This window comes from Natronocalculus amylovorans, from assembly GCF_023638035.1.
Taxonomy (GTDB): Archaea; Halobacteriota; Halobacteria; order Halobacteriales; family Haloferacaceae; genus Natronocalculus; species Natronocalculus amylovorans.
Map to the genome: position 1 here is coordinate 178464 of NZ_JAKRVX010000004.1, position 25450 is coordinate 203913.

General features: G+C 52.3%; 28 protein-coding genes. 20 read left to right on the top strand and 8 right to left on the bottom strand.

The annotated features are described in order from the left end of the window. Window positions 1-120 precede the first annotated feature (120 nt). Complete coding sequence (locus AArcSt2_RS11460) at window positions 121-846, top strand: DUF4013 domain-containing protein (RefSeq protein ID WP_250584774.1); 726 nt, start codon at window positions 121-123, stop codon at window positions 844-846. A gap of 52 nt (window positions 847-898) precedes the next feature. Then, window positions 899-1168 carry a DUF8145 family protein gene (locus tag AArcSt2_RS16910; RefSeq protein ID WP_250584776.1) on the top strand — a complete coding sequence of 90 codons (270 nt, stop codon included), beginning with the start codon at window positions 899-901 and terminating at the stop codon, window positions 1166-1168. A gap of 14 nt (window positions 1169-1182) precedes the next feature. On the opposite strand, the gene AArcSt2_RS11470 is transcribed toward AArcSt2_RS16910, so the two are convergent. Continuing rightward, window positions 1183-2211 carry a succinylglutamate desuccinylase/aspartoacylase family protein gene (locus AArcSt2_RS11470; protein ID WP_250584778.1) on the bottom strand — a complete coding sequence of 343 codons (1029 nt, stop codon included), beginning with the start codon at window positions 2209-2211 and terminating at the stop codon, window positions 1183-1185. A gap of 48 nt (window positions 2212-2259) precedes the next feature. Between AArcSt2_RS11470 and AArcSt2_RS11475 the strand changes: the two genes are divergently transcribed. Together AArcSt2_RS11475 and AArcSt2_RS11480 are read left to right on the top strand one after the other, a co-directional pair. Next, window positions 2260-3585, top strand: a complete 1326-nt coding sequence (locus AArcSt2_RS11475; RefSeq protein ID WP_250584907.1) for an oxidoreductase — start codon at window positions 2260-2262, stop codon at window positions 3583-3585. A gap of 91 nt (window positions 3586-3676) precedes the next feature. Next, window positions 3677-4309: a VOC family protein gene (locus tag AArcSt2_RS11480; RefSeq protein ID WP_174653337.1), complete on the top strand. Its 633-nt coding sequence runs from the start codon at window positions 3677-3679 to the stop codon at window positions 4307-4309. A gap of 32 nt (window positions 4310-4341) precedes the next feature. Here AArcSt2_RS11480 and AArcSt2_RS11485 read toward each other — a convergent pair whose 3' ends face one another. Further along, window positions 4342-6072 (bottom strand): sensor histidine kinase, encoded by a 1731-nt coding sequence (locus AArcSt2_RS11485; protein WP_302928932.1) that lies wholly within the window; start codon window positions 6070-6072, stop codon window positions 4342-4344. A gap of 134 nt (window positions 6073-6206) precedes the next feature. On the opposite strand from AArcSt2_RS11485, the gene trxA reads away from it, so the two are divergent. Together trxA and AArcSt2_RS11495 are read left to right on the top strand one after the other, a co-directional pair. After that, complete coding sequence (gene trxA, locus AArcSt2_RS11490; protein WP_250584782.1) at window positions 6207-6626, top strand: thioredoxin; 420 nt, start codon at window positions 6207-6209, stop codon at window positions 6624-6626. 55 nt (window positions 6627-6681) lie between these two features. Next, window positions 6682-7197 (top strand): CNNM domain-containing protein, encoded by a 516-nt coding sequence (locus AArcSt2_RS11495; protein WP_250584784.1) that lies wholly within the window; start codon window positions 6682-6684, stop codon window positions 7195-7197. Between the two features lie 17 nt (window positions 7198-7214). On the opposite strand, the gene AArcSt2_RS11500 is transcribed toward AArcSt2_RS11495, so the two are convergent. Further along, window positions 7215-9734 carry an efflux RND transporter permease subunit gene (locus AArcSt2_RS11500; RefSeq protein WP_250584786.1) on the bottom strand — a complete coding sequence of 840 codons (2520 nt, stop codon included), beginning with the start codon at window positions 9732-9734 and terminating at the stop codon, window positions 7215-7217. Continuing rightward, window positions 9734-10174: a hypothetical protein gene (locus tag AArcSt2_RS11505; protein ID WP_174653342.1), complete on the bottom strand. Its 441-nt coding sequence runs from the start codon at window positions 10172-10174 to the stop codon at window positions 9734-9736. Before AArcSt2_RS11505 ends, AArcSt2_RS11500 begins: the two co-directional genes overlap by 1 nt. Window positions 10175-10244: 70 nt before the next feature. Here AArcSt2_RS11505 and AArcSt2_RS11510 point away from each other — a divergent pair, with 70 nt between their 5' ends. From AArcSt2_RS11510 to AArcSt2_RS11520, 3 genes are all read left to right on the top strand, one after another. Continuing rightward, window positions 10245-10880, top strand: coding sequence for a DUF8102 family protein (locus AArcSt2_RS11510; RefSeq protein WP_174653343.1), 636 nt, complete (start codon window positions 10245-10247; stop codon window positions 10878-10880). A gap of 113 nt (window positions 10881-10993) precedes the next feature. After that, window positions 10994-11446: a universal stress protein gene (locus tag AArcSt2_RS11515; RefSeq protein WP_250584788.1), complete on the top strand. Its 453-nt coding sequence runs from the start codon at window positions 10994-10996 to the stop codon at window positions 11444-11446. Window positions 11447-11515: 69 nt separating this feature from the next. Then, the gene (locus AArcSt2_RS11520; RefSeq protein WP_250584790.1) at window positions 11516-12151 is read left to right on the top strand and encodes a DUF8130 domain-containing protein; all 636 of its coding nucleotides are present in this window, start codon (window positions 11516-11518) and stop codon (window positions 12149-12151) included. Between the two features lie 24 nt (window positions 12152-12175). Here AArcSt2_RS11520 and AArcSt2_RS11525 read toward each other — a convergent pair whose 3' ends face one another. Together AArcSt2_RS11525 and ribH are read right to left on the bottom strand one after the other, a co-directional pair. Further along, on the bottom strand, window positions 12176-13327 hold the full coding sequence (locus AArcSt2_RS11525) for a pyridoxal phosphate-dependent aminotransferase (RefSeq protein WP_250584792.1): 1152 nt from the start codon (window positions 13325-13327) through the stop codon (window positions 12176-12178). Further along, entirely contained in the window at window positions 13324-13728 is a 405-nt protein-coding gene (ribH, locus tag AArcSt2_RS11530; protein WP_174653347.1) for a 6,7-dimethyl-8-ribityllumazine synthase, read from the bottom strand. The genes AArcSt2_RS11525 and ribH overlap by 4 nt, the downstream gene beginning before the upstream one ends. A gap of 109 nt (window positions 13729-13837) precedes the next feature. On the opposite strand from ribH, the gene AArcSt2_RS11535 reads away from it, so the two are divergent. From AArcSt2_RS11535 to purE, 3 genes are all read left to right on the top strand, one after another. Further along, entirely contained in the window at window positions 13838-15811 is a 1974-nt protein-coding gene (locus AArcSt2_RS11535; RefSeq protein ID WP_250584794.1) for a flippase activity-associated protein Agl23, read from the top strand. A 70-nt stretch (window positions 15812-15881) separates the two neighbouring features. After that, complete coding sequence (gene purK, locus AArcSt2_RS11540) at window positions 15882-17066, top strand: 5-(carboxyamino)imidazole ribonucleotide synthase (RefSeq protein ID WP_250584796.1); 1185 nt, start codon at window positions 15882-15884, stop codon at window positions 17064-17066. Further along, window positions 17063-17683, top strand: a complete 621-nt coding sequence (gene purE / locus AArcSt2_RS11545) for a 5-(carboxyamino)imidazole ribonucleotide mutase (RefSeq protein WP_174653350.1) — start codon at window positions 17063-17065, stop codon at window positions 17681-17683. Before purK ends, purE begins: the two co-directional genes overlap by 4 nt. A gap of 8 nt (window positions 17684-17691) precedes the next feature. Here purE and AArcSt2_RS11550 read toward each other — a convergent pair whose 3' ends face one another. Both AArcSt2_RS11550 and AArcSt2_RS11555 read right to left on the bottom strand, forming a co-directional pair. After that, on the bottom strand, window positions 17692-19005 hold the full coding sequence (locus AArcSt2_RS11550; protein WP_250584798.1) for a hydroxyacid-oxoacid transhydrogenase: 1314 nt from the start codon (window positions 19003-19005) through the stop codon (window positions 17692-17694). After that, window positions 19002-19808 (bottom strand): N-acyl homoserine lactonase family protein, encoded by an 807-nt coding sequence (locus tag AArcSt2_RS11555; protein ID WP_174653352.1) that lies wholly within the window; start codon window positions 19806-19808, stop codon window positions 19002-19004. Before AArcSt2_RS11555 ends, AArcSt2_RS11550 begins: the two co-directional genes overlap by 4 nt. A gap of 230 nt (window positions 19809-20038) precedes the next feature. Here AArcSt2_RS11555 and AArcSt2_RS11560 point away from each other — a divergent pair, with 230 nt between their 5' ends. The 8 genes from AArcSt2_RS11560 to nuoK all read left to right on the top strand — a co-directional run bounded on the left by AArcSt2_RS11560 (window position 20039) and on the right by nuoK (window position 25450). Next, entirely contained in the window at window positions 20039-20452 is a 414-nt protein-coding gene (locus AArcSt2_RS11560) for an NADH-quinone oxidoreductase subunit A (protein WP_174653353.1), read from the top strand. Next, on the top strand, window positions 20449-21147 hold the full coding sequence (locus AArcSt2_RS11565) for an NADH-quinone oxidoreductase subunit B (RefSeq protein ID WP_174653354.1): 699 nt from the start codon (window positions 20449-20451) through the stop codon (window positions 21145-21147). Before AArcSt2_RS11560 ends, AArcSt2_RS11565 begins: the two co-directional genes overlap by 4 nt. Then, window positions 21144-22805 (top strand): NADH-quinone oxidoreductase subunit D, encoded by a 1662-nt coding sequence (locus AArcSt2_RS11570; RefSeq protein WP_174653355.1) that lies wholly within the window; start codon window positions 21144-21146, stop codon window positions 22803-22805. Before AArcSt2_RS11565 ends, AArcSt2_RS11570 begins: the two co-directional genes overlap by 4 nt. A 5-nt stretch (window positions 22806-22810) precedes the next feature. Next, window positions 22811-23902 carry a complex I subunit 1/NuoH family protein gene (locus AArcSt2_RS11575; RefSeq protein WP_174654597.1) on the top strand — a complete coding sequence of 364 codons (1092 nt, stop codon included), beginning with the start codon at window positions 22811-22813 and terminating at the stop codon, window positions 23900-23902. A gap of 1 nt (window position 23903) precedes the next feature. Continuing rightward, complete coding sequence (locus tag AArcSt2_RS11580) at window positions 23904-24365, top strand: NuoI/complex I 23 kDa subunit family protein (RefSeq protein ID WP_137198856.1); 462 nt, start codon at window positions 23904-23906, stop codon at window positions 24363-24365. Between the two features lie 130 nt (window positions 24366-24495). Continuing rightward, window positions 24496-24756: an NADH-quinone oxidoreductase subunit J gene (locus tag AArcSt2_RS11585; protein ID WP_174653356.1), complete on the top strand. Its 261-nt coding sequence runs from the start codon at window positions 24496-24498 to the stop codon at window positions 24754-24756. Further along, window positions 24753-25148 (top strand): proton-conducting membrane transporter, encoded by a 396-nt coding sequence (locus tag AArcSt2_RS11590; RefSeq protein WP_174653357.1) that lies wholly within the window; start codon window positions 24753-24755, stop codon window positions 25146-25148. Before AArcSt2_RS11585 ends, AArcSt2_RS11590 begins: the two co-directional genes overlap by 4 nt. Continuing rightward, window positions 25148-25450: an NADH-quinone oxidoreductase subunit NuoK gene (nuoK, locus tag AArcSt2_RS11595; protein ID WP_250584800.1), complete on the top strand. Its 303-nt coding sequence runs from the start codon at window positions 25148-25150 to the stop codon at window positions 25448-25450. Before AArcSt2_RS11590 ends, nuoK begins: the two co-directional genes overlap by 1 nt.

Below are 25450 nucleotides of genomic sequence, written 5' to 3' on the forward strand. Positions count from 1 at the left end.
CTTTTCTTTGTTGTATTATATTTGCTGTGTATTGGTCGATCGTCTCTCAATTATGTTCACAAGTATCATCTCACACTACTACTTTATGACCTCACAGCGCTATCCTTTCTGTGATCTACAATGATTCAAGAGTCACTACAATACCTACGAAACGGTGATGATCCGCTCAAGACAGTTCTTATCGGTGGGCTTCTTGTTATTCTCTCGCCCTTGCTCATCCCGTTGTTCACATTGACCGGTTACATTCTGTCAGTACTTCGACGCACATCGAACGGTGATGACACACCGCCAGTGTTCGCTGAGTGGGTTGACACAACGATCGATGGTGCAAAAGCATGGCTTGTTATGTTCGTTTACGTCGTTCTCCCCGGAATCATCCTGACAACCGCGGGTGCTCTTGCTGTGGTTTCAATCCTTTCGGTTTCAGCACTCCCTGCTGAACTACAGGCATTCGCTGGCATCCTTGGATTCGGTACTGTCGCACTTTTGTTCCTCCTTGGAACGATCGCTGCACTCGCCGGATTATACATCACACCCGCTGCCGTTGCGAACTACGCCGACACAAACAGTATCCGCGCCGGGTTTGCACTCCGAACGCTCTGGCCAGTGCTCACCTCGCGTGAGTATCTTGTTGGTTGGTTAACCGCTGCTGTTGTGATCCTCGTTGGCTCGTTGGCCGCTGGATTAGCCGGCTCGATCCCTGTTGCCGGCTTCATCGTTGGCGCAGTGGTGAGCTTCTACGCACTCGTTTCTGCGTACTACATCATTGGCCAGACGTGGGAGGATGTACGACCGCAACTCGCAGAAAAAAACGGGCAAACCACAACTGAACAAGCAGCAGTCTGATACAGAGACTACTGCCCAATTCGCTTTTTTAGATTGATCACGTAGCGTTACCATGGAGGTTCCAACAGCGCAACCCTCACGGTGTCCTGTCTGTGATTGTCCGTATGAATCAGTTTCACAGCACGATCGTGGTGTGATGGTCAATCTCCTCGATAACCCCCGTTACCAGCGCGTCTGCTTCGAGCCCGAGACGATCGATGATGTTCCCCAACTGCTGTTCTTTCATCATAATCATGAACAGCTTAATACATCACAAGGGAGCGAGCGGCCAACGCTCGGAGAGACGGCTATCGATAAACCCAACTCTCCCCCGTCACATTAGAACTAAAAGATACGTCAGACCCACGCCTGCTCTGTGAATTCTCCAGACTCGATCTCCCGTTCAATCTCACGAACGGTCGCCTCATCAACGCTAACAAGATGACAGAGCGGATGTCCCGGTGCGGCAACTGGGTTCTGCAACACACCCACAAGAAGACCCGTAAATGGTGCTGTAACAATCTTCTCTCTCGTTTTGAAGTGGTTTGTGATCGTACAGATGGTGTCTCCTTCATATACAAGCGGATGCTCATACTGCATGTCGACGAGTCCACCCGTGTCTGCACGGAGCCAGGTCTTATCCTTTGCTGAGTCAATAACTTTCGTCCAACCAGGCCATGTTACTGGCTCTCCTGGCAGGAGTTCATACTCCGCTAACACGCTTTCAATACCGTGGAGTGCCCGATCGATAAGCGCCGGCTGGAAGCTGTGGGCTTTCCCCATCTCGACAGTAATTGTGGGAATTCCATCCGTTGTTGCGACGGATCGCAAACTGCTCCCATCTGCATCTCCGGAGAGAATAAGATTCGATCCAAACGATCGGGCGAGCCGCTTGACAGCCGGATTTGCCATATCTGCTCGAACGTGATACATCGTCGTCCGATTCCGTGTTGATGTGTGCAGATCGATTCCGAGATCACACTGTTTGATGAACGTCGAGTAGATTGCATTTGCCATCCGCTCTGCCGTGTTTGACTGTGCTTTCCCGGGAAACGATCGATTCAGATCAAGGTCATAGATCGGAATATATCGCTGTTGAGCAAGGTACCCCGGAACATTACAGACATGGATACACACAAGCGTCCCATGAATCTCCGATGGCGTGTAGCGATCGGCAACCTCTTGAACAACTTTCACCCCGTTAAGTTCGTCACCGTGGAGTGCGGCTGTAATATAGACAACGGGTCCGTCATGCTCGCCATTGATGATTGTGACGGGAACCTCGACTGGATCCCCAAGATACGTTTCGCTAATCTCATATCGAATATGTCGCACATCACCCGGATCAACCTCTGCATCATATCTGAATGGCGGTTGCTTTGCCATGACTGGTACTTACAGGCAAAGAACGAATAGTTCCCGGTTCATATACTCATTGTGTCCTCACTGCTTCACCAGCCGATCGATATCGGGACGCACACCCTCCGCAACCGGCTCTATCGAGCACCGTTGTTGGAGTGTGCTGGAAACGGGCCGGATGCGATTGAGACACTCATTAGCGATCTCGTCCCTGCTGCCCGATCGGGTGCTGGATTGATCTGTCAAGGGGCAACGATAGTCCGGTCACCCGGTGGCTGTGCTGCGCCCGAGATGACGTATGTCGATGACCCGAAGTTTGTTGCTGATCTGCAGCAGCTCACCGATCGCATACACGATCACGGCAGTTCGATCGCCATCCAACTCGAACACGGCGGCCTTCGGAGCATGGAGACGTGGCATGCTGGATACCGATCGACGCATCCAACGCTCACCCAACTGGCAGTCTCTCGGCCACCACCACTGCTTCGGCTGCTCGATCGGTGTGGGTTTCTCAATTATAACTCACAGGTCCTCTCGACGGATGACGTGTATGAACTTGCCGCAGCGTTTGGCCGATCGGCAGGCTACGCAGCCGATGCTGGCTACGACATCATCCATCTTGCTGGCGCAAATATGGGAATTATCCATCAGTTTCTCTCCCCATTCTACAATCGACGGACAGACGAATTTTCGGATGGCGTTCGATTCCTTGAGGTCGTGTATGATGAGATTCGATCGCAGGCTGGCTCGATCCCAATTATGACAAAAGTTCCCGCTGAATCGGCTGCTCCGCGAGTCATTCGACGCCGGCTCACAACAGCCGATGCAATTGACATCTGTTGTCGCCTCGAACAAATTGGATTTGATGCTGTTGTCCCAGTCTCCGGCTCTGTGTTTTGGGATATGAGTATCATCAAAGGCGAGTACCCCGCCCGTGCGTGGAATGATGACCGGTTCAACTCCGGCTATGCGGACGCGTTCGGTGGCCGGTCGCGATCGAAACTCGTTGCATTCGGCAACTGGGTTGAATCACTACTGTACGATTTCACGCCAGCGTGGAATGCGGGACTCTGTGCGGCCGTTAGACGGACGGTTGACATCCCAGTGCTTGCGGAGGGTGGGATTCGAACACGAGGAGAGATCGATCGACTCCTTGGTACTGAGTGTGATCTGGTCGGACTTGGACGTCCATTCTACGCCGAGCCTGAACTCCCTGCCCGACTGCTCTCCGATCGGGCAACCGCAGACACTGCCGTTGTGTGTGAAAACTGTAACAACTGCACGGTCCCGCAAGCAGCCGGCGAACCAGGTGTCTGCCGTACGCCAGCGGTACTCAAACGCGCTGGTGAACTTCGAAAGGCTGGTGCGTATGAGTACGAACACACCCAAGACCACGAGTGAGACATGTCGACACAGTTCAACGGACATCGATGTCACGTGGAGACACCGTTGTTGCTACGGAGTATATGCGTACAGAGCGAGTAGGTACTGTATGAGCAATACACCTGCAGATCAGCTTGATGAACCAATTACTGCGGAGACGCCAGACAGCGCTGTTGGCGTCACTGGCGTCGACCACATTACGCTCGTCGGGAGCAATGCTGAAGATACCATCAACTTCTACCGCGATATTCTGGGCCTCTCGCTCGTCCTCAAACAACCAAATCTTGATGCACCCCACGTAACACATCTCTTCTTTGATGCTGGAGATGGTCGGATTATTACGTTCTTTGTTGAGGACGATCGCCAATCCAATCGTGGCCCACAACGGACGCCGCTCGGTGGCGTCCACCACATCTCCTTCAGTTTTGAGCCCGATCGGCTCGAAGAAGTTAAACAGGGATTGTTGGACAACGGACACCGATTCAACGAATTTAACCGTGGAATCTTCTACTCGCTGTACACCACTGACCACAACGGGTTCGTGATCGAACTCTCGACGGACAAGTATGAGATCCCGGACGATCGACGCGGGGAAGTGCTTGCCCTTGCGCACAAAAAGCGCGTTGAAGACGGCTCCGAATACGCCAAAGGCGAGCACCTCAAAGCAGCGCTTGAAGAGCTCGGACTTCCTGTTGAGGAGGCTGCACTCCCTGAAACTGCCTCCGGTGCTGGTGGGTTGTAAGCGGCAAACCGATTATTATACAAATCAGCGTGCTATCTTTGCCTCTCTTCTGCAGTGTGAGTAGCAACTTCGAATATCGCTCCGTCATCCGATCTATTTCGCACTGAAATATCCCATTCATGGGCATGTACGAGCGATTCAACGATTGCTAATCCGAGACCGGTGCCACCGTCACGATCGGAATATCCGTATTCGAAGATGTCGTCGTGTTCTTTCGGTGGTATTCCAGTGCCATTATCAGCCACATAAAAGCCACCCTGGGTTCCATCCCCGAATTCCGGTACGCCAACAGTAACCGTCACATGGCCCTCGTTGTGCTCAACCGCATTCTGAAAGAGATTTTCAAACAGGCGCGCCAGCAACACTGCATCACCAGAAATTTCATATCCTGGAGGGAGTTCCACCGTTAGCGTCGCATCTGTCGGATTACGTTCTCCCCACACACGAGTGATGAATGGTTCAAGCTCGATCGGATCCGGGTCAACAACTGCCGTTTTTGCACGTGACAACGCAAGGAATTCCTCGATCATCGTCTCCATTCGGTCGTGGGCTTTGCGTACCTCTTCGAGCTCTTCGGAACGATGTTCGTCCTGTGCAAGCGACAGATACCCTTTGGCAGTTTGTAGTGGCCCGCGAAGATCGTGTGACACAACGGATGCAAACCGATCGAGCTGCTCGTTTTGTTGCTCAAGCGTCTGCTCTTTTTCTTTTTGTGCAGTTATCTCTTCGATCGTGATGACAAACCCAGCTGGCTGTGTAGCCTGTAACTTGATCGGAGATTTTGTCACGATCGCGTGCCACGGTTGTGCCGTTGATTCGATTGTTTGTTCGACTTTCATCGCTCCGGTAGTGTCTAACAGTGTCGCCGCTTCAGGCAGGGCTGCCGATAGCTGTGAGCCGACAAACGTATCATTTTCAGCCTCGATTCGCGACGAAAACGCAACGTTATGATCAATCACACGTCCCGTAATCGTCGTCACTACCACGGCCGTATTCATCTGCTCGACTGCGATTTTCCGCCCGATTGGGGCGACCTCAAAGAGCCGATACCTGATAATCGAGATACCAAACAGTATGGCAGACCCTCCAAATGCAAACTGCATTGGGTTTGATTGCGGACTCACAATATGTAAAAAGACGAGAACATTCACAATGACCGGAAGTGTGAACGCGAAGCCAATCATGAGTATCTGACTGACGACCAGCGAATCACGCTGGACGTACAAAAACTGAAGCAAGACGACACAGCCAACCGAATAGAGCGCGTACGAATATAGTTGCCACGCGTAAAACGGCGTTTTGAGCGTCCGTTCAATCGTTACATACGAACCGACCGTCACCCCAAACACGCTAGTTGGTTCTACCGTAGTCATGTACCCAGTATACATCCATGTTGGATTCGCCCATACGACCGACCCAATAATGAGGACGTGCATGAGCGCACCGAACCCAAGCAAGCGGGTAAACAGAACACGCCGGTTAGTATAACTAAGTGTAAACCACAAAAATGTGTACAACAAAAGTGGAATAACAACTGCATTACCAAGATTTAGTATCGTAAGCCGCCACTCGAGCGGTGTCGTTATTTCTGCGGCAACAGTAAGCACCAGTAGTATCGAAAGGACCCCAACATAGCAAATAAATGCACGTAGATACTGCTGTCTGTATCCTTTCTGGTGATAGTAGATTCCATATACAGTGAGAGCCATTGTTGCACATCCAACCAGTATCAACGGTGCTACTAATGGCGAAAGCTGAAACATTCGGCAATTAATATCAATCAAACAACCAATATATGTGTTGTCATTCAAACAGTATTTTACAGGATCCAATAACGCTGTATTTGGTTGTGTACAATCAACACAATACTTATTCTCTCAGAGGCCCAATTTGAGGCGTGACCAGCCAAGACGAAATTGATGCCATTCGTGAACAGAAACGGAAAGCTCTTGAATCAAGACTGGATCAATCCGATTCAAACGCCACCGGAAGTACCACACCAACCGATCCGGTACACATTACAAGCGCAACCCGTCTCTCGGATATCACGAATACCAACCGTATTGTGCTCGTTGACTTCTTTGCAGAGTGGTGTGGTCCATGCAAGATGCTTGAGCCGACGCTGGATGAGCTTGCAGCCGAATCCGAAGCCGCGATCGCCAAAGTTGACATAGACCAACACCAACAACTCGCCACACAGTACGGCGTTCAGGGGGTACCGAATCTGATTCTCTTCGTCGATGGATCACCAGCTGAGCGCGTTGTAGGTGTCCAACCAAAAGCGCAGTTTGAACAGCTGATTGCCAGACACGCATAGTCTGAGAAGCCGACTAGTACACCAGTGTTATCAACGGCCTGTCTGAATAGCAGGTATGGATACGATCATTCTACTTATCAGTGGCACCATTATAACATGTCTGCTCCTCCTCTGTAGTGCATTCTTTTCAAGCTCCGAGACGGCAGTGTTTGCGCTCCCGTCAGACTGGGTCGCACAACAAGCAACAACAGATGATCCGCGTGCGAAGGCGCTCAAAAAACTGCATGGTGACCCCCATCGATTGCTGGTGACGCTTCTTGTGGGCAATAATATTGTCAATATCGCAATCTCAAGCATCATTACGATGCTCGTCATCGGCTACCTACCGGCTAGCGTCTCTGTCGTTGTCGCAACAATCCTCACAAGTGTTATCATCTTGTTATTTGGTGAGATTGTTCCGAAAGCATATGGGCTTGCAAATGCGCAAACATGGTCGCTAACGATCGCCAACCCAGTTCGGTTTGTTGCGTGGGCGCTTTCTCCACTTATTTCGATCTTTGATGGAATCACGCGCCGCATGAGTGCGTTCATCACTGTAGACACAGCCATCGAAAGACCCTATAGCGACTGAACACTGCTGCGTTACACTCAGTGAGCGATCGCTTGATCTGCGAGATATCTGTCCCACAGCAGCAACAGACTTGGCAACACCAACACGCTCGCAACCCATGCAAACGCGATCGTCAATCCGGTAACAATTCCAAACCGCTGCAGCGACGGAACCAACGTGAGCGCTAAGATCCCAAAACCTGCAACCGTTGTCACCGCACTTGCGAGGAGCGCCCCGCCGGTTCCTTTCACTGTTGCATCAAGTGCGCCAATCGCATCCACTGCGGTTGGCCGCTCTTGGACGAACCGCTCCGTGATATGAATCGCAAAGTCGACCCCAATGCCGATCGCAATGCCAGTGATAATCGCGGTTTCACTGTTGTACGGAATCCCGATGAGATACATTGTGCCGAGAATCCAACTGAGTGCGAACAGCACTGGTAGCATTGTCACCGCACCCAGTGAGTAGGAGCCGTGTCGACGTCCAAACAGCAATGACAAAAAGACGCCAACAAGCACAAGCGTCAGTGCGAACGTCGTCACTAACGTCTCTAACACTGATTCTTGAACCAACTCGACGATGATAAGCGGTCCTGTTGCGATCGCAGCGACCTGTGATGGTTCATCTGCAACCGCTGCAACCGATCGCATCTGTGTCAACACCGCCGCACCGCTTGCATCCCCACGGACAGTGATATCGAGACGAAGTGCCTCATATCCGCCAGCACCATCACGGGCAACGACTGCGGCCATCGCCTCTTCATCCGCAGCAAAGGCAGTATCAAACAGTTGCCCAATATCCGTATCTGGAACGCCGTCATCTGTCGTGTCAGACGCTTCGAACTGCGTTTCGACGGTTTCGTTTTCTTCTGCGATCGACGCAATCACGTCGATTGGTGTCTCAACAGCAGCATTACCGTTTGCAAAAATGAACGTCACATCTTGTTCGCTAGCCGTCTCTGTAGCCGCAGCTACGCCAGATATGGTCGCTTCGTCGGTGACATCACCGCGTATCAGAATATCGATTGCGGATTCTTCATTAGCCCCGCCAAACACGGTATCAAGGTAGATTGCATGCTCTTTGATTTTGTACTCTCCGGGGCGGAACGGCTCTGGAACACTGTCCATCCAGGCCGGGCGATCCTCCGGGATGAAGTCGTTCTGATCAATACTCGTCTCGACATTTACCGCACCGTACACTCCGGCGAGACTCACCAACAAGACGATTGCGACGATTACCACTGGTGCGCGTTTGGCACCTACAGCACCAACGCCCAAGAGCTTCGCTGCGAGTCCCCCGGTACCGAATGCGGACTTTTGTCGGTCGATACCTCGGGCCTCCAAGAACAGCTCAATCTCATACTTTACTGCTGGGAGTAACGCACCAAAAATGACGAATGCGGCAATGATCCCCAAGCCACTCAGTAGACCAAAATCACTGATTGACCCTACGTCACTCGTCAGATTCGAAAAGAATCCGATTGTGGTTGTAATTGTTGTAGCACCGATCGCAACCACAACGCCAGTCAGACCTAGTACGGTCGCGCGTGTTACATCCGCACCGGGCTTTTCGCGCTCTTCTCTGTATCGCATCACCACGTGTAACGCATAATCAATGGAAAGCCCGATGAGGAGGAATGGAACGGCAATCAGAATTTGCGTAAACTCGATGTTTAACCAGCCAACAAATCCGCCCATCCATGCCAGTACGAGAACAATTCCACCCAATCCAAGCGTAATATCAATGATGTCACGGTAGGCGATCGTCAACAGCACTAAGACAAGTACGAGCGCAATCGGCCCAATCAGTGCAAAGCTTTCGCCGGTTGCCTGTCCAGCCAGCTCGTCGACAATTCCGGGGCCAAATGCGAACCGATCGAACTCACTGTCACCACTGGAGGCAAGCTCATTAATCGCAACTTGTGCGGCAACAAGCTCCGATGGAAGCTCGTCTGCGCTGGGCTCGCCTCGATCGTGGGTTACAATGAGTAGCTGCGCCTCGGCCGCCCCTGTGTCAGGATCGAACGTCGATGGGAAGAATCCAAGAATATCTTGATCGCCATCCTCAGTTAGATCGCTCACAATCTCCGCAATACGCGATTCCGACTGATTCTCGATCGCTTGTATCTGATCCTCAAGCGTTGGGTCGGACGGAGGCGGTCCGTCTGCATCTGCTAACGAAACAAAGCCAACAATATTCGCAAGCCCAAAACTCGGAGAGCCCTCCGAAAGCGTCGGGGCGATCGTCTCGTTTTCACGAATTGCTTGTTGCAGTTCCAACGACTCAAGCAACGCGTCTTTTGTCACTGCCCGATCGGAGCCGCTCTGGTCGCGAATGACAACAAGCGTTGTTACCGTTTCATCGCCAGTGTCAAAGTTGTCATCAATATACGCCGCCGCATCTGCCTCCGGTGAGTCGGAATCAAATCCAGCAATGACGAACCCACCATCGGTCATGGTGACGCCATAGCCGACCACACCGATCAAGAGTAAGACAATGAGAACGGTAGCTTTGCTGTGCTGTTGAATGAATTGGACGTATCGATCGACGAGGTCCATTACAACACTCCGGTCATCGCAACGGCAACCAATCCAACAACTGCAGCACTCTCATACCATCGCCTGCTTCGGTCTGCTGCTGCTTTTGTCTCCCCAACCGACACTGCCTGTGCAAGTTTTCCGGTCCCAACACCCAACAGTCCAACGAGAAGCATCCACAGTCCGATAGACGCCAGCACCATCCACCCTGATACGGTCCCCACCAGTGAAGCAATGGTATGCTGTGTCGACGTGAGATACACCTCGGTCAACAGTACAGTTGTTCCAGAGACTGCAACAACAGCCGCGAACCGCCGACCAATTGCTCGAACGGCATGTGCGGAAAGCCCGTCCTTGCGTATCGTTGGAACAACGATCGCAGCCATTGCAACCGTTGCACCTAACAACACAACCACAGCGACCACGTGGAGCGCTTCAATTACTAGTTGCCCAAAGCTCATACTGTCTGATACATGTTCTCTCCCTAATGCGTTAGGATAAATACGGATGTCGTATAATCCATAATAGATTATGAATGGCGAGGAACGGGATCGTGGAATTCTTTCGGCGGCTGATCGTGCCTATCTCAGGGGTGAAAAAACGTTCACCCACGAGCAGTCAAAACGAAATGCAGAAGCACGAATCAGAAACCGAGTCCGGGAGGCGACTATCGACTTCATGCTACTGGCTCGATTTCTCAAACAGAAGGATCGCGAGCAGATCTTTCAAAAACACCTAGACGACCCTGCGTTTCACAATGGGGTTCGAGCAGCACTCTCATTTTATTATCTCGGCTGCAAAGAGGCCGGGCTCGAATTTGAGCATGTCTTATCGCCAGCGATCAGAAAAGCCGAAGAAATCTATGCAGTCAACCGGCTCGGCAAAACTGCAACCGTTGACCTCACGTTTGTGGTTGACGTCGATCACCGGCAATCTACTGACGATGTGGCCGATCGGCTCAAAACAGGCGAACCGGTCTCACCACCTGCACTGTTCTCGTTGATGGTTGATGGCCACGATGTGATAGAGCAGGTTGATACATTCCGTATCCGTCTTGGCGTTGACACAGGCTATCTTGATGAAGCAGAGTTCGTTGCATCGCTCGCGGATCATTTGGATGCAACAGCGGTTGATTCGGACGATCAATACGCAGTCATCAGGCGATGACATCCTCCTCGCCGTAAACGGCGGGACTCTCTCCTTGAGTCAGGTAGTCTTGTATTCTCGATCGGTAGGAATCAACAACCAATTTCAACACCCACACCAACAAATCAACTACTGTGTACGATCGAATCCTGATTCCAACGGACGGAAGTGAAGCTGCAGTCGAAGCGACCGCACACGCGCTCGACCTTGCGAAACGGCATGATGCGTCGCTCGATATTCTCAATATTGTCGATCACGAGCGTCTCGGGCGGATGGCACCACAGCTCGGAGCCGATCAAATCCGCGACGCACTCACCGCAGAGGGTGAACGATCAACAGCGCTCGTGGCTGATAAAGCCGACAGAGCAGGTATCGATACCAAAACGATCGTCAGAGATGGGATTCCTGCCGATACGATCGTCGAATACGCAGAGAATGAGGGTATTGACGTCATCGTCATGGGAACGACTGGACGATCGGGACTCGATCGGCTTCTGCTTGGCAGCGTTGCTGAGACGGTTATTCAACAGACACAGATACCCGTATTCCTTGTCAAACAGCCGAAAGATGCTGATAGCTCAGATTAGCTAACCACCGTCTCTCATCTCTAGGCAGTGCCTGCCAAATTTTTTATCAAGGCTACGTTATTCACTATCATGCCACACAATTGCAGTCGAAGGAGGGTGTTCCTCCAGGTTGGTGGCTGTCTGGGGGTCGCCTCGCTCACTGGCTGTATTGATAGGACACTGCGCCGACTCGAGAACATTCCAGAACCGCTTGAGGGGCCCCATCTACTTACCATCGAAGAGGTGACGGAAGAATCAGACTCCGACGAGCTCCCAGTCGAACTTTCGTACGAGGTTGATGATAGACGGATTGCCGAAGACGACCCTGCGCGTCTCTCGATCAGTCTGAAAAACACCAGTGATCAAACACTAATGTTACGTGCTAATGGCCCTCCCTGGCCGTTCGGTGTCCGCATGTTGCTTCCAGAGGATGGTCACGATAATGATGATGGTCTGGAGCCGGTTACGATGTGGACTGATACCTACGAAGAAACCGATGAGGTCACGACAACACGACATCGTGAGGTTCGGAGTGCTAGCGATAGGCACGTTCATGAGGAACTATCAGGTGGAGAATCGGTCACGGAAAACTATCGACTCTACCTCGATTCTGCATACTTGTCAGTCGGAATATACCGTATGACAGTGGCAGCACGAGTAGATGGAGGGGTAACAGAAGGCTCGCGCCGGATTGATTTTGACAAGATCACTATCGAATCTGAATAACCTCGAAACAGCTGTGTATACCGTTTAAATATAATCGTGTGCGGCGAGTCGATCGACCGCCTCACGGAGTCGCTCTTCGCTTGCCGCATACGAGATTCGAGCATACCCTGGTGCGTTGAACGCACTTCCAGGAACGGTTGCAACGTGTGCGTCCTGAATTGCACCCTCACACCATGCCTGGTCGTCGTCAGCAACAGGAAGCATCATGTAGAATGCACCATCGCCCACTGGGACATCAACATCGTGTTCTGCAAAGAGCTCAACAAGCATATCTCGGCGCTCCGAAAATGCCTGCCGCATCTCTTCAACGGCATCATCAGTTCGCTCCGAAAGCGCCTCAATACCAGCATGCTGTACGAAGTTCACTGCACAGGAAACCGAGTGCGAATGCAGTTTACCGGCCTCTGCGATAAATTCTTCAGGCGCGTGGAAATAGCCAAGCCGCCAGCCAGTCATCGAGAACGCTTTTGAGAAGCCGTTGATTGTCAGTGTCCGATCGCCCATCCCATCAAGCGATGCAAGCGAGGTTTGTTCGACACCGTAGGTAATTCGCTCGTAGATCTCATCGGAAATCACTGCGAAGTCATGCTCAACCGCAAGGTCGCGGACACCCTCAAGCGCTGCATCAGAAAACACAGCACCGGTTGGGTTTGATGGTGAGTTCACGATGAGCAGTTTGGTCTCATCCGAAACAGTCTCTGCCAAGTCATCAAGTCCGGGCTCAAGTTGGAAGTCATACGGTGAGAGATCAACCCGCGACAACGATCCGCCGGCGAGTTTGACCATTGCCTCATACGACACCCATGCTGGATCGAGCAAGACAACCTCATCTCCATCGCCGATGAGCGTGTTGATCATCTCATACAGCGATTGTTTGCCACCGGGAGTAACGATGATCTCACCTGCGTCTGCGTCGATGCCGTTTCCACGGAGTTTCGTTGCGATCGCCTCACGAAGCGCAGGAATTCCGTTCGATGTGGTGTAGCCTGTGTGCCCTGCATCCATCGCATCTTTTCCAGCCTCAATGATGTTCTCCGGCGTCGGGAAATCAGGCTCTCCAACCGAGAGATTGACAACATCTTCGCCCTGTGCCTCTAACTCGCTTGCAAGGTTACTAATTGCAAGCGTTGCGCTCGGCTCTACCCGTCCAATTCTGTCTGCAAACTCGAAGTTCATGCTAGTACCTCAACCATATCGATCGCTGCGTTTACCGCTTCCGCTCCTTTCTCGATTCGTTCTCGTGCCTCCGCCCCACTCATTCCAGGTCCACTCACGCCAAAGGTGACCGGTTTGTCTCGATCGAGACTAAGTTCGGTCAACGCTTGTGCGGTTGCATCAGCGATGACGCGATCGTGATCGGTATCTCCTTCGACGATCGCTCCAATCACTGCAACGGCTTCAACGTCGCTCCGACGTGCGAGACGGTCGGCCGCAAGCGGAGAATCATACACGCCTGGAATCGGTATTGTCTCAACAATTTCTGCGTTACGCTCGGCGGCGGCGCGTTCGGCTGCTACCTGCATCTCTTCAGTGACTGACGCATTGAATTGCGCCACCACAAGCCCAAGTGTAACCATATCAAATCTATCCGGCGGTTACAGCAAAGAACTACCGTTACGATCTGAGAGTGGTTAATTCAAGCAGCGAACAGAAGAGTTGTATTCCCGCAGTGTTCATAAAACGTATATGCGTGGGCTTGCCGACCCCGATCGATCCGAGCGAACACTCCTTGTTGTGCTCGGTATTACGCTCCTTTCGCTTGCTGTTCGGCTCTTTGATCTTGGTGGGCGTGTGTTCCATTGGGATGAAGGTCGCGTTGGCTACTGGACACTCCGGTATATCGAGACTGGGTTTTTTGAGTATAGCCCGATCATCCATGGCCCATTCCTCCCGATTACAAACGGCTACATCCTCTCGATCCTCCCTGCCACAGATGCGAATGCACGGCTCATTGTGGCGATCGTTGGTGGACTCCTCCCGCTTTCAGCGTGGCTCTTTCGTGAGCGACTCCGCGATACAGAGGTAATTGCGCTCTCTATACTTCTCGCATCCACGCCAATCTTGCTGTACTACAGTCGATTTATGCGGAACGATATTCTCGTGGGTGGATTCGCATTTCTTGCCTTTGCGTTTGCAGTTCGGGCGATCGATACGCACGATATCCGAAAGCTCTACCCTGCGGCATTCTTCCTTGCACTTTCGTTTACCACAAAAGGGAACGCAATTCTGTATGTTGCATGTTTCGGTGGTGCACTCTTTCTGGCGCTTGATCACAAACTTGTTCGAGAATCTCGACAGAACGGCTCGCTCAAAACAACGCTCCGAAACTGGATTACAGCAGCACGATCGGAGCTTGCGAAACGCTCAGGACGTATTCATACTGCTCTCTGGATCCCACTCCACACTCTAGGACTTGCGGGAACATTCCTTGCAGTGATTGTGTTCTACTACACTCCACGTCCGGAGTTTCACACCGCCCTTCGAGAGCCATCACAGTGGGGTTGGATGCTTCATGTATCGACGATCGGTGCCGCGGAGAAACTCTACGATCTATGGTTCGACAGTGGGCTACAGGGGCACGACTATCTTCCATACCTGTTTGATCTGACAGAGACACTCGTCTACGGTGCTGGGATCTTGATCGTGTTTGCTGTTCTTGGATTTATCGCAGACGGATATGCGCGAGCCGATCTTGATACGGAGACTGGCTCACGGGCGATTGTTGCGTTCACCTTCTATTGGGCAGTGGCAAGCGTCATTGGCTACCCGGCAGCAACCGATATCCGCGCTGGCTGGACAGCGACACACGTTGTACTCCCGCTTTCGATACCAGCCGCTGTTGGGCTCGCCTACACGTATCGGGTTGTAAGAAACACATGGCAAACACGAACTGAATCGGCTACGTCTGCACCGTCATCAGCACAGCCACACGCGACAGATGGTGGGACAGACACAAGTGAGACTGTCAGTGGTGAGGAAACAACTGAAACTGAGACCGAACACAACGCCACCCCACCCAAAGCAAGGCGCATTCTTGGATTGCAGCGATCACACGCACTCACACTCACGTTGGTCTCTCTACTCCTGCTTGGGGCTGTCGTTGGGCTTGCTGCGCCAAACGCAGCCTACTGGAACTCAACGAATCCAGACCATACGGAGATGGTCCAGTGGGCACAACCGCACAACGACGTGAAACCAACGCTCGAAGATGTCGATCGCGTCATTCGCCATACGGACACGGGTGACAGCGCTGACGTGCTCTTTGTTGGAACAGCCAATCCAAACAATGCTGACGATGTGACACTGTATCTCGAAAATGAGTCCACTGCGGAGACAAAACCAGTAGGTGGACCGGCATGGCACAGTCGGCTCCCATTCCCTTGGTACATAGAGCGCGCAGGTGGCCACACTGAGAGCGTTCCACCGGAGGCAACTGCTGATGAATTTGTTGACGATGCACCGCCAGTCATAATCGCACGTGATTGGGACCGATCGTGTGACGATGAGGGCGATCGCTGTCTTGATGCGGCATTCAGCGATGACTACGTCGCATACGAACACGAGGCCCGACTGTGGGCCTACGAGCTTGTGTTCTATATTGATGAAGAGGCACTTGCCGATGCCCGTGCTGCAGATGGACTCTCCGATCGGCGCGAATAACGCATAAACGTGTGTATGTGGTCGACCTTTGTGGGAACGTTTATGCACTAACATCTACAATCGATCGACCGTGACCCTCACTGTCCCAGGACCAACTGTTGGCGTTATTGGCGGGGGCCAACTCGGTCGGATGCTGGCTGAGGCTGGTTCGCCGCTTGGTATCGAACTGATCGTGCTCGATCCAACACCGGAGTGTCCAGCATCGCTTGTTGCTCGTGACCAGATTGTTGGCTCATTCGATGATCCAGATGCCGTCGAACGGCTTGCAGAGCGTGTTGACATCCTTACCTTCGAGATTGAACTGGCCGATCCGGATGTTCTCGAACGGGTAAGCGACACATACGACGTTCCAGTTCATCCCGATCCCGAGACGCTGCGGATGATACAGGATAAACTCATCCAGAAGGAGACGCTTGCACACGAAGGAATTCCTGTGCCGGAGTTTGTCGGTGTCGCAGGGAAAAAAGATCTTACACGGGCGATCGAAGAACTCGATGGCGTCATGGTAAAAGCCCGTCAGGGTGGCTATGATGGACGTGGAAATGCGCCCGCGATCGAACCGGAACACGCCGAACATGCGATCGAATCCGTTGGCGGTGATCTCATGGCAGAGGCATTCGTCCCCTTTGAGCGCGAACTCTCCGTGATCGGCGTCAAAGGCGCAGACGAAATTGCGACCTATCCTGTTACGGAGACGATTCACGAAGAAGAGATACTCAGAGAGAGTGTTGTACCTGCGCGCGCGGATCAGGCACAACTCGATCGAGCGATCGATGTCGCTGAAGATGTTCTTGAGCTGCTTGATGGTCGTGGTGTCTACGGTATTGAGCTGTTTGAGACACAAGGTGGTGAGATTCTTGTGAATGAAATCGCACCTCGTCCGCATAACTCGGGCCACTGGACTATCGAAGGCGCAGAAACCTCTCAGTTTGAGAATCACCTTCGCGCAGTGCTTGGGTGGCCGCTTGGCGCAACCGAACTTCGTGCCCCAACCGTGAGTTCAAATATCCTCGGTGATGTCGAAGAGCCTGAGCCAGCAACGCTTTCTGGGGTTGAGTCGGTACTCAAAACGCCACATACGCAACTTCACTGGTACGGCAAACATAACGTTAGACCGCTCCGAAAAATGGGGCATGTGACTGTAACTGACCCGACAGCAGATCCGGATAACTTGGCTGCGAGATCCAATCTACTTGACCACACCCGAGAGACGGTTTCAACACTCACCTTCACACAATCCACAGAGGAACAATGACACAGCCTGCAGAAATCACCGACCTTATTGCTCAGTTAGAAACGGAAGCCGACCAACAGCGTGACCCGGAGACAACACCTGATGTCGGAATCATCATGGGATCGGACTCCGACCTACCAACCATGGAGGGTGCATATGATGCCCTCCTTGCGTTGGGATTTGAGGAACAAACAGACTTTGAGAATCCTCCGGAGAGCAGATTTACGTTCGAAAGCTACGTCATCTCCGCACACCGGACGCCTGGGCTGATGTATGCATACTGTGAAACGGCAGCCGATCGTGGACTTGATGTTATTATTGCAGGTGCGGGCGGAAAGTCCGCTGACCTCCCGAATATGACCGCATCGATCGCCTACCCAATTCCGGTGATTGGTGTTCCAGTTCAGGAGAAGTCGGTTAGTTCGGTTATCGGGATGCCAACAGGTGCGCCGATCGTCGCGGTCGACGCTGGGAAATCATTTAATGCAGGTCTCTCTGCGGCCCAGATTCTCTCTCGGGAGCATACGGTGCTCCGCGATCGACTCAACGACTACCATACTGACTTACAAGCCGGTGTTGGAACGGTCTCAAAACAGCTCCACGACCTTGGCCGAGACGGGTTCAAAAATCAACAGTAAGCGCTGCGCTATTCCCAGTTGTGCAGCGCGTCCTCGAATATCGCGTGAACGTCAGCTTTTGTAACCGGTCGTGGATTACACCTGAGCAGTCGCTGTTGACTCTCTACTGTTCGTTCGGCAAGCCAGTCGATATCATCTTCTTCAATTCCTGCAAGTTCTGTGAGGCCGCTTGGGATCACTGATAGGTCGCGTTGGAGCCGAATATACTCCTTTTTTGCCTCATCTGCGGCCGATCGGGTGCTCATCCCGCTCGTGTCCGCACCTAACATCTCTGCAACCCTCACAAACCGTTCTGGATCGCTTGCAACGTTGTATCCCAGTGTTGTCGCGGGTGTCAACGCAGCGATCGTCTCGCCATGATAGGTGTGATACCGATTCCCGACTGGATACGCCATCGCGTGACAGACGCTTGCTCCCGCCGTCAACCCTGCAATGGCACCGAATAGCGCTCCCCGTAGCATTGCCGACCGTGCTTCCAAATCGTCGCCGTTGTTGACGACGCGGCGGATGTTGCTGGATAAGAGGTCGATCGCTTTCTCGCTGAACATCTCCGTCAGGCCAGTTCGTCCAGCATACACTGGTCGATCGCGTGGATCGGACGGACGCAAGAGCGTGTCGTATGGGTGGGTTGTGTAGCCTTCGATCGCATGTCCAAGCGCATCCATTGCGGACTTTGCAGACATCTCCGGATCAAGCGTTGTCGTCAGCGTTGGATCAAGCACTGCGGCATCCGCACGGATATGATTGCTCGAAATCCCCTCTTTGATCTCTTTTTCAGGAACCGACAGGATCGCAACCGGTGAGATCTCAGATCCGGTCCCAGCGGTTGTTGGCATGAGCACAAGCGGCGGGCCGGATTCTGTAAGCGGCTCTCCATCGCCGGTCGGTGCTGCAATGTAGTTGATTACCTCGCCACCGTTTGCGATAATCGTTCTCGTCGCCTTTGCAATATCCAAACAGCTCCCCCCACCAAGTCCGATGTAGAAGTCATAGCCCGCATCACCCATCTCTTCGCGAACGAACGAGACACACTCATCGACGATCGAAATCGATGGCTCACGCTCGGATTCGTCCCACACATCAGCCTCGTACCCATCTGCTTCTAGTTGGTCGGATACTCGATCGACGTGCCCGAGCGAGACGAGCGTGTCATCTGTGACAATAAGCCCACGACTATCTGTCGGCACGCCGAGATCGGCGAGCTGAAAACCAACTTCATTCGTTGCGTCCGCTCCGAACCGTATCTGTGGCATCTGGATATGCCACACGGACTCTGTGGAGAGCTCATGTGGCGATGCAGAGACCGATCGTTCGTAGCTCACTGTCCCCACCCATCCTGAATTGTTGCAAACTGATCCGGGTCGTGTCCATAGATAACCTCTGCATCGTGTTTTCGTTGGAGATTTTTGATCAGTTGTAGACTCTCAAACCAGTACTGTTTGCCCCACAATAGATGTGCACCAAGTGCGATCTCATCTTCATAATTCTCTTTCTGGTACAACTCATCGCCAGTGAAAATCACCGTCCCATCGTCATCTAGATGAATCATCGTCCCTGTTAGCCCGGGCGTGTGTCCGGGAAGTCTGATGAACTCGATATCCTCGAAGTGCGTTTCACGATCGCGATGCAGTATTTCCCAATTTAGATCGTGATCGAAGTCATCGAGAATGTATGCGCCGCTTCCTTCTGTGGTTTTTGCGCTGTAGTAGGCATACTTAAACTCCTTTTCATGCACGAATATCGGCACGTCAGTCCCATCGAAGAATTCCAAGCCACCTGCATGATCCAGGTGTAAGTGCGTCTGAAAGACGTAGTCAATATCCTCAATTCCAAACCCAGCCGCTTCCAGATCGTCATCTAACCGATGTTCGTGTGCGTCATACGGATAGAACGCCTGCGAGAGCGCATCCGGCCAATGGCCATTAAGCGCGTCATGATGAGAGCCGGTGTCCCACAAGATGGTTCCTTCCGGATGTTCGATTACAAGACTCCACACTGGAATCTCACTATAGTCTGTATCCGGGTTTGGTTCATCCTTTGTTCCAAGCACATGACCCTCCATCATATAGCTGAGGTCACATTCGAGCGATCCGCGATCGAGTACGTGAACAGTTGCATCTACCATAAGTTATGTTAGCACCGTTTGTATATTATGTAAAATAATTATAAATTTAATCCTCAGTGGACAGTTTATCAGCGACGCTGTCATCTCTGTTGTTTTTTGCGCTCACACTAAGACACGGATTGGACTATTTTCACGTGTTCGTCGCTAACCCGACCGATTTTACGTGGCGCCAGAAAATCAACGCTTATACGGGTGGGTTTCCAACCGTCGTACGTTACGGAGAACCCGGTATGTCATGGATCGCAATCGGCGCACTGGCGGTCGTTGGCGTAGGCATCCCATTGGGGATGATGGCTGCGTCAGCGTTACTTCGACCAAGTGTGCCGGAACAAGGAAAAAGCGCTACCTACGAGAGCGGTGAGATTCCGACGGGAACAGCGCGCAGCTTCAAGTTTAACATTCAGTACTACATGGTTGCGCTGCTGTTCGTTGTGTTCGATATCGAAACCGTCCTCGTGTTTCCGTGGGCAGTCATCTACAGCGACGCTGTAGAGGTTGTCGGCATAACACGAGCGCTAGGACCGATGTTACTTTTCATCGGAATCCTACTCATCGGTCTTGTATGGGCGTGGCGGAACGGTGCGGTCAGTTGGACCAAAAGTCCCCGTGCTACCCGTCGTAAGACAGAAAGAGGAGACGCATGAGCAGTGATCAACCGTTCATAACTGACGATTCGCAAGTATTGACTGAGACGCGTGATGCCCGACTCACTGGGCAGGACGACCGGTTCAACTCTCGGCTTCGTGAAGCATTCGGCTCGTCGCCGTTTATTCTCACAAAGTTCGACAAGTTCATGAACTGGGTTCGTGGCTCGTCGATGTTCATGCTACAGTTCGGTATTGCCTGCTGTAGTATTGAGATGATGCACACCTACGCCGTCAAGCACGATCTTGACCGTTTCGGTGCGGGTGTGCCTCGAGCATCGCCACGACAGGCGGACGTAATCATCATTCCCGGAACGATCGTTTCGAAGTTCGCTCCGCGTATGAAACGCGTCTACGACCAGATGCCAGAGCCAAAGTTCGTGATCGGCATGGGTTCATGTACGATCTCTGGTGGGCCATTCCAGGAAGGATACAATGTCGTCAAGGGTGCTGAAGAAGTTATCCCAGTTGACATCCATATTCCTGGCTGCCCACCACGACCAGAGGCACTCGTCTATGGTGTTGCAAAGCTCCAAGAGCGGATTGCAAACGGTGAGTCTTCACCGGTTGTCGTCAAACCATACGAACTTGAGCAGTTTGGCGACTTGAGCCGCGATGAGATTGTCGATCAGCTTGCAAAAGAGATTGATACAGACGATCTGGTTATGCGATACAATTGGGCTGATTCACCATGAGTTTGGAAGAGCCACTCCCAGATACGGTACAAGAACAGTCCGCTGACGATCTAGAAGCGCTTCTCGGCGATCTGGTTATTGGCCGCGAAGAGCACATCAATGCACCGGGATTCGTTATTCGACCAGACACAGTACAGGAGTCGCTTCGACGTCTTCGCGACGACGCTGGATTCGATCACCTCTCCTGTGTCACCGCACAAGAGTATGAAGACCGATTCGAGTCGATCTACCACTTGAAAAAGTTCGACGACCCAACCCAAGAGGTCAGTGTCGTCGTTCCTGCTGATAAAGAAAACCCGGTCAGCCAATCCGCAGATGCGGTCTTCCGTACTGCAGACTGGCATGAGAGAGAAGCGTACGACCTTGTTGGAATTCAGTACGAAGATCATCCAGACCTTCGTCGTATTCTTCTTCCTGACACGTGGCAAGGCCATCCACTTTCGATGGATTACGATCAGGATCAGCCACAGATCGTTGCACTGCGAGAACACGCGAACCCACTGCAAGAAGATCACCGAAGTGAGACGGACAGTGATACGATGTTCCTTAACATCGGACCACACCATCCGGCAACACACGGTGTGCTTCACGTCAAAGCAACCCTCGAAGGTGAGCAGATCGCAGATGTTGAGTCTGACCTTGGCTATCTCCACCGATGCGAAGAGCAACTTTGTCAGAACTCGACCTATCGTCACCAGATCATGCCGTATCCTGATCGGTGGGACTACATTTCCGCTGGGTTGCTCAACGAGTGGGCATACGCGCGTGCGGCCGAAGACCTGAACGATATTGAGGTCCCAGAGTACGCACAGATCATCCGAACGATGGGTGCAGAGCTGTGCCGAATGGCGGCTCACTTCCTCGCACTTGGTACGTTTGCACTCGATGTGTATGGGGACTTCACGGCAATCTTCATGTACGCAATTCGCGATCGTGAAGAGGTCCAAAATATCCTTGAAGATCTCACCGGCCAGCGACTGATGTTTAATTACTTCCGGCTCGGTGGCGTTGTCTGGGACCTTCCAGAGCCACGCGATGAGTTCTTCGAGAATATTCGTGACTACCTCGATGAGCTTCCAGAGCACCTTGAGGAGTACCACGATCTCGTCACCGGAAATGAGATCCTCCAACTGCGAACGATCGGAACCGGTGTCCTTCCACCAGAGGTGGCAAAAAGCTACGGCGCAACTGGACCGGTTGCCCGTGGATCAGGTATCGATTACGATCTCCGGCGTGACGATCCATACGGCTATTACGATGAGCTTGATTGGGATGTCATCGTTGAGGATGGCTGTGACAACTACAGCCGACTCCTCGTTCGAATGCAAGAGGTCGAACAGTCTGCTCGAATCGTTGAGCAGTGTATTGATCTACTTGAAGACTGGCCGGAAGATGAGCGAAACATCCAGTCTAACGTTCCACGAACGCTTCGACCGGACGACGACACGGAGATCTACCGTGCAGTTGAAGGTGCAAAAGGTGAACTCGGGATCTACATCCGCGCGGATGGGACCGACAAGCCAGGCCGATTTAAGATTCGGAGCCCGTGCTTCTCGAATCTCCAAACACTCCCAGAGATGTCCAACGGCGAGTATGTCCCTGACATGATTGCTGCACTGGGAAGCCTTGACATTGTTCTTGGTGAGGTGGACCGATAATGGGTATGGGAGCACTTGCACTTCAGACGGAACAACTCCTTCCTGAGCAGATTGCAGAACTGCTCGGACTAAGCGGTGTCCCCGGAGAGATCGTAGGTGGTCTTATTGGTGCATTCCTGATCGCAAACATCATGTTGACCATGACTGCGATCGCAGGACCGTGGGCAAAACGGAAAATCACCGCCGCGTTCACCGATCGTATTGCGGTGAACCGAATCGGTCCGTTTGGACTGCTTATTATTATTCCTGACGCGGTTCGATTGCTCTCGAAAGAGCTGATCGTTCCAGAGGGTGTCGATCGCCCATCGTGGGACCTCGCACCGATTATTCTCCCGGCTTCCGCACTGCTCGGGTTTGCGGTTATCCCGATGGGTGACCTTGGCCCGGTAAACATACACCTTGCAGATCCAGAAGCAGGACTCGCGATCGTCTTTGCGTTTGCGTCGATCGCATCCGTTGCACTGGTGATGGCAGGCTACGCATCGAATAACAAGTACTCGCTTATGGGTGGACTGCGCGCAGTCGCGCAGAACATCGCATATGAGATCCCGCTGATTATCACTGCACTGTCTGTCGTGATTTTCGCTGGAACGCTTCAGATGAGCGAGATCGTTGCAGCACAAGGAACTGCACTCTTCACTATCGCTGGCGTGTCAATCCCAGCATGGTATGCGTTCGTTAATCCGTTCGCGTTTGTACTGTTCCTGGTTGCAAATATGGCTGAAATTGGCCGTAATCCGTTCGACATTCCAGAGGCACCAACCGAGATTGTCGCCGGATACCAGACCGAGTACTCCTCGGTCTACTTCGTCCTGTTCTACCTTGGTGAGTTTATTCACATCTTCCTTGGTGGGGCAATCATGGCTGTTGTGTTCCTCGGTGGTGCCGCAGCACCGATCCCAGCGCTTGAGTTCATCCCAGGCTTTGTCTGGTTCGTAATCAAGATCTGGGCGTTCTTCCTGTTCACACAGTGGTGCCGTTCTGCGCTACCACGTGTTCGGATCGATCAACTGATCGAAATTGGTTGGAAAGGAATGCTCGTGCTTTCCTTTGCAAACCTGGTTCTCACGGCCATCATCGTGGGGGTGATCATCTAATATGATTGGACTGCTCAAATCGATGGCAACAACGATGAAACACGCACTGGACGGGAAGACGTTTACCGTCGAATATCCCGAGACTGCACCTGAAGTGAGCCCACGGTTCCGTGGTGTCCACAAGTTCAGCCAAGAGCGCTGTATCTGGTGTCGCCAGTGTGAGAACGTCTGTCCGAACGATACGATTCAGATCGTTCAGGACGATATGCGAAACGGCGAACAGTACAACCTCCACATTGGACAGTGTATCTACTGCCGACTGTGTGAGGAAGTGTGTCCGGTTGATGCGATTTTGCTTACGCAAAACTTCGAGTTCACCGCAGACACGAAAAACGAATTCGTCTACAATAAAGAACAGCTCAAGAACGTCCCTTGGTACAAGGGCATCGATCCGCTCAACTCGCGCAACCCAGATCGAAGCGCGTGGGTCGGTGAGGGTGACGGCGAAATCGACTATCAGTGAGGTAAAACACCCACAGTAGTCACCTGATTTACTATTATGTGTATGATTAATGACATATAAACGGGTAAATCGGGCCGTTCACGGATCGTTCTCGAAATCTTCAAAGGGATTCCTATAGGAAAGTCACACAATGGTTTATGAGACCATCGCGTTCGCGCTGTTCGCCCTTATCACATTGGGCTTCAGCCTGGGTGTCGTCTTGGCCAAGGATGTGTTCCACGCATCTTTGCTTCTTGGCGGTGCTCTGTTGAGCGTCGCGGTGCACTACGTGATGCTGCAGGCAGAGTTCCTCGCAGCGATGCAGATCCTCGTCTATGTAGGCGGAGTTCTCATCTTGATCACGTTCGCCGTAATGCTCACGCGAACCGATCCGGAGGTGAGTAACGTATGACAACTGATGAAACTGAGAGTGCCGGATCAACAATGATTCCCGGCCTTGCAGCGATCGGCCTGTTTATCGTAATGGCTGTCGCGTTCGTGCAAGCATCCTTTGGGGAACCGGTTCTGTTCCCCGAGGGAGAAAGTATCGTCGCGCACATCGGCTATGCGCTGTTCGACTTACAAAATGACATGGGAACGATCGCCTCGGAAGGGTTCTTAGCAGCCTTTTTGATCATCGCGATCGGTCTCGATGTCGCAGTCGATAGCGCGATCTTCCTCGCAAAACGCGAAGAAGGTGGTTCGATCGTATCCGCAATTGCAGATGGTGGATGGGAGTCACCGGCTGATGCACCAGATGCAACAGCTGACACCCAGCCGCTCAGCGATGGGGGTGACAAATAATGGTCCCACCAGAGTACTATCTGTTGCTTTCAGCAGCCGTGTTCTGTATCGGGCTGTTTGGTGTCCTCACGCGAAAGAATGCGCTCTACTTTTTGATGTCCGTTGAGCTGATGCTTAATGCAGCCAACATCAACCTGATCGCATTCTCGCTGTTTTGGGGCAACATGACAGGGCAGACGTTTGCACTGTTTGTGATTGCGCTTGCAGCCGCAGAGGTTGCAATCGGAATCGGTATCATCCTTGTATTGTATCGTAACTTCGGCACCGTCTCCGTTACAGACGCAACGACGATGAGGTGGTAA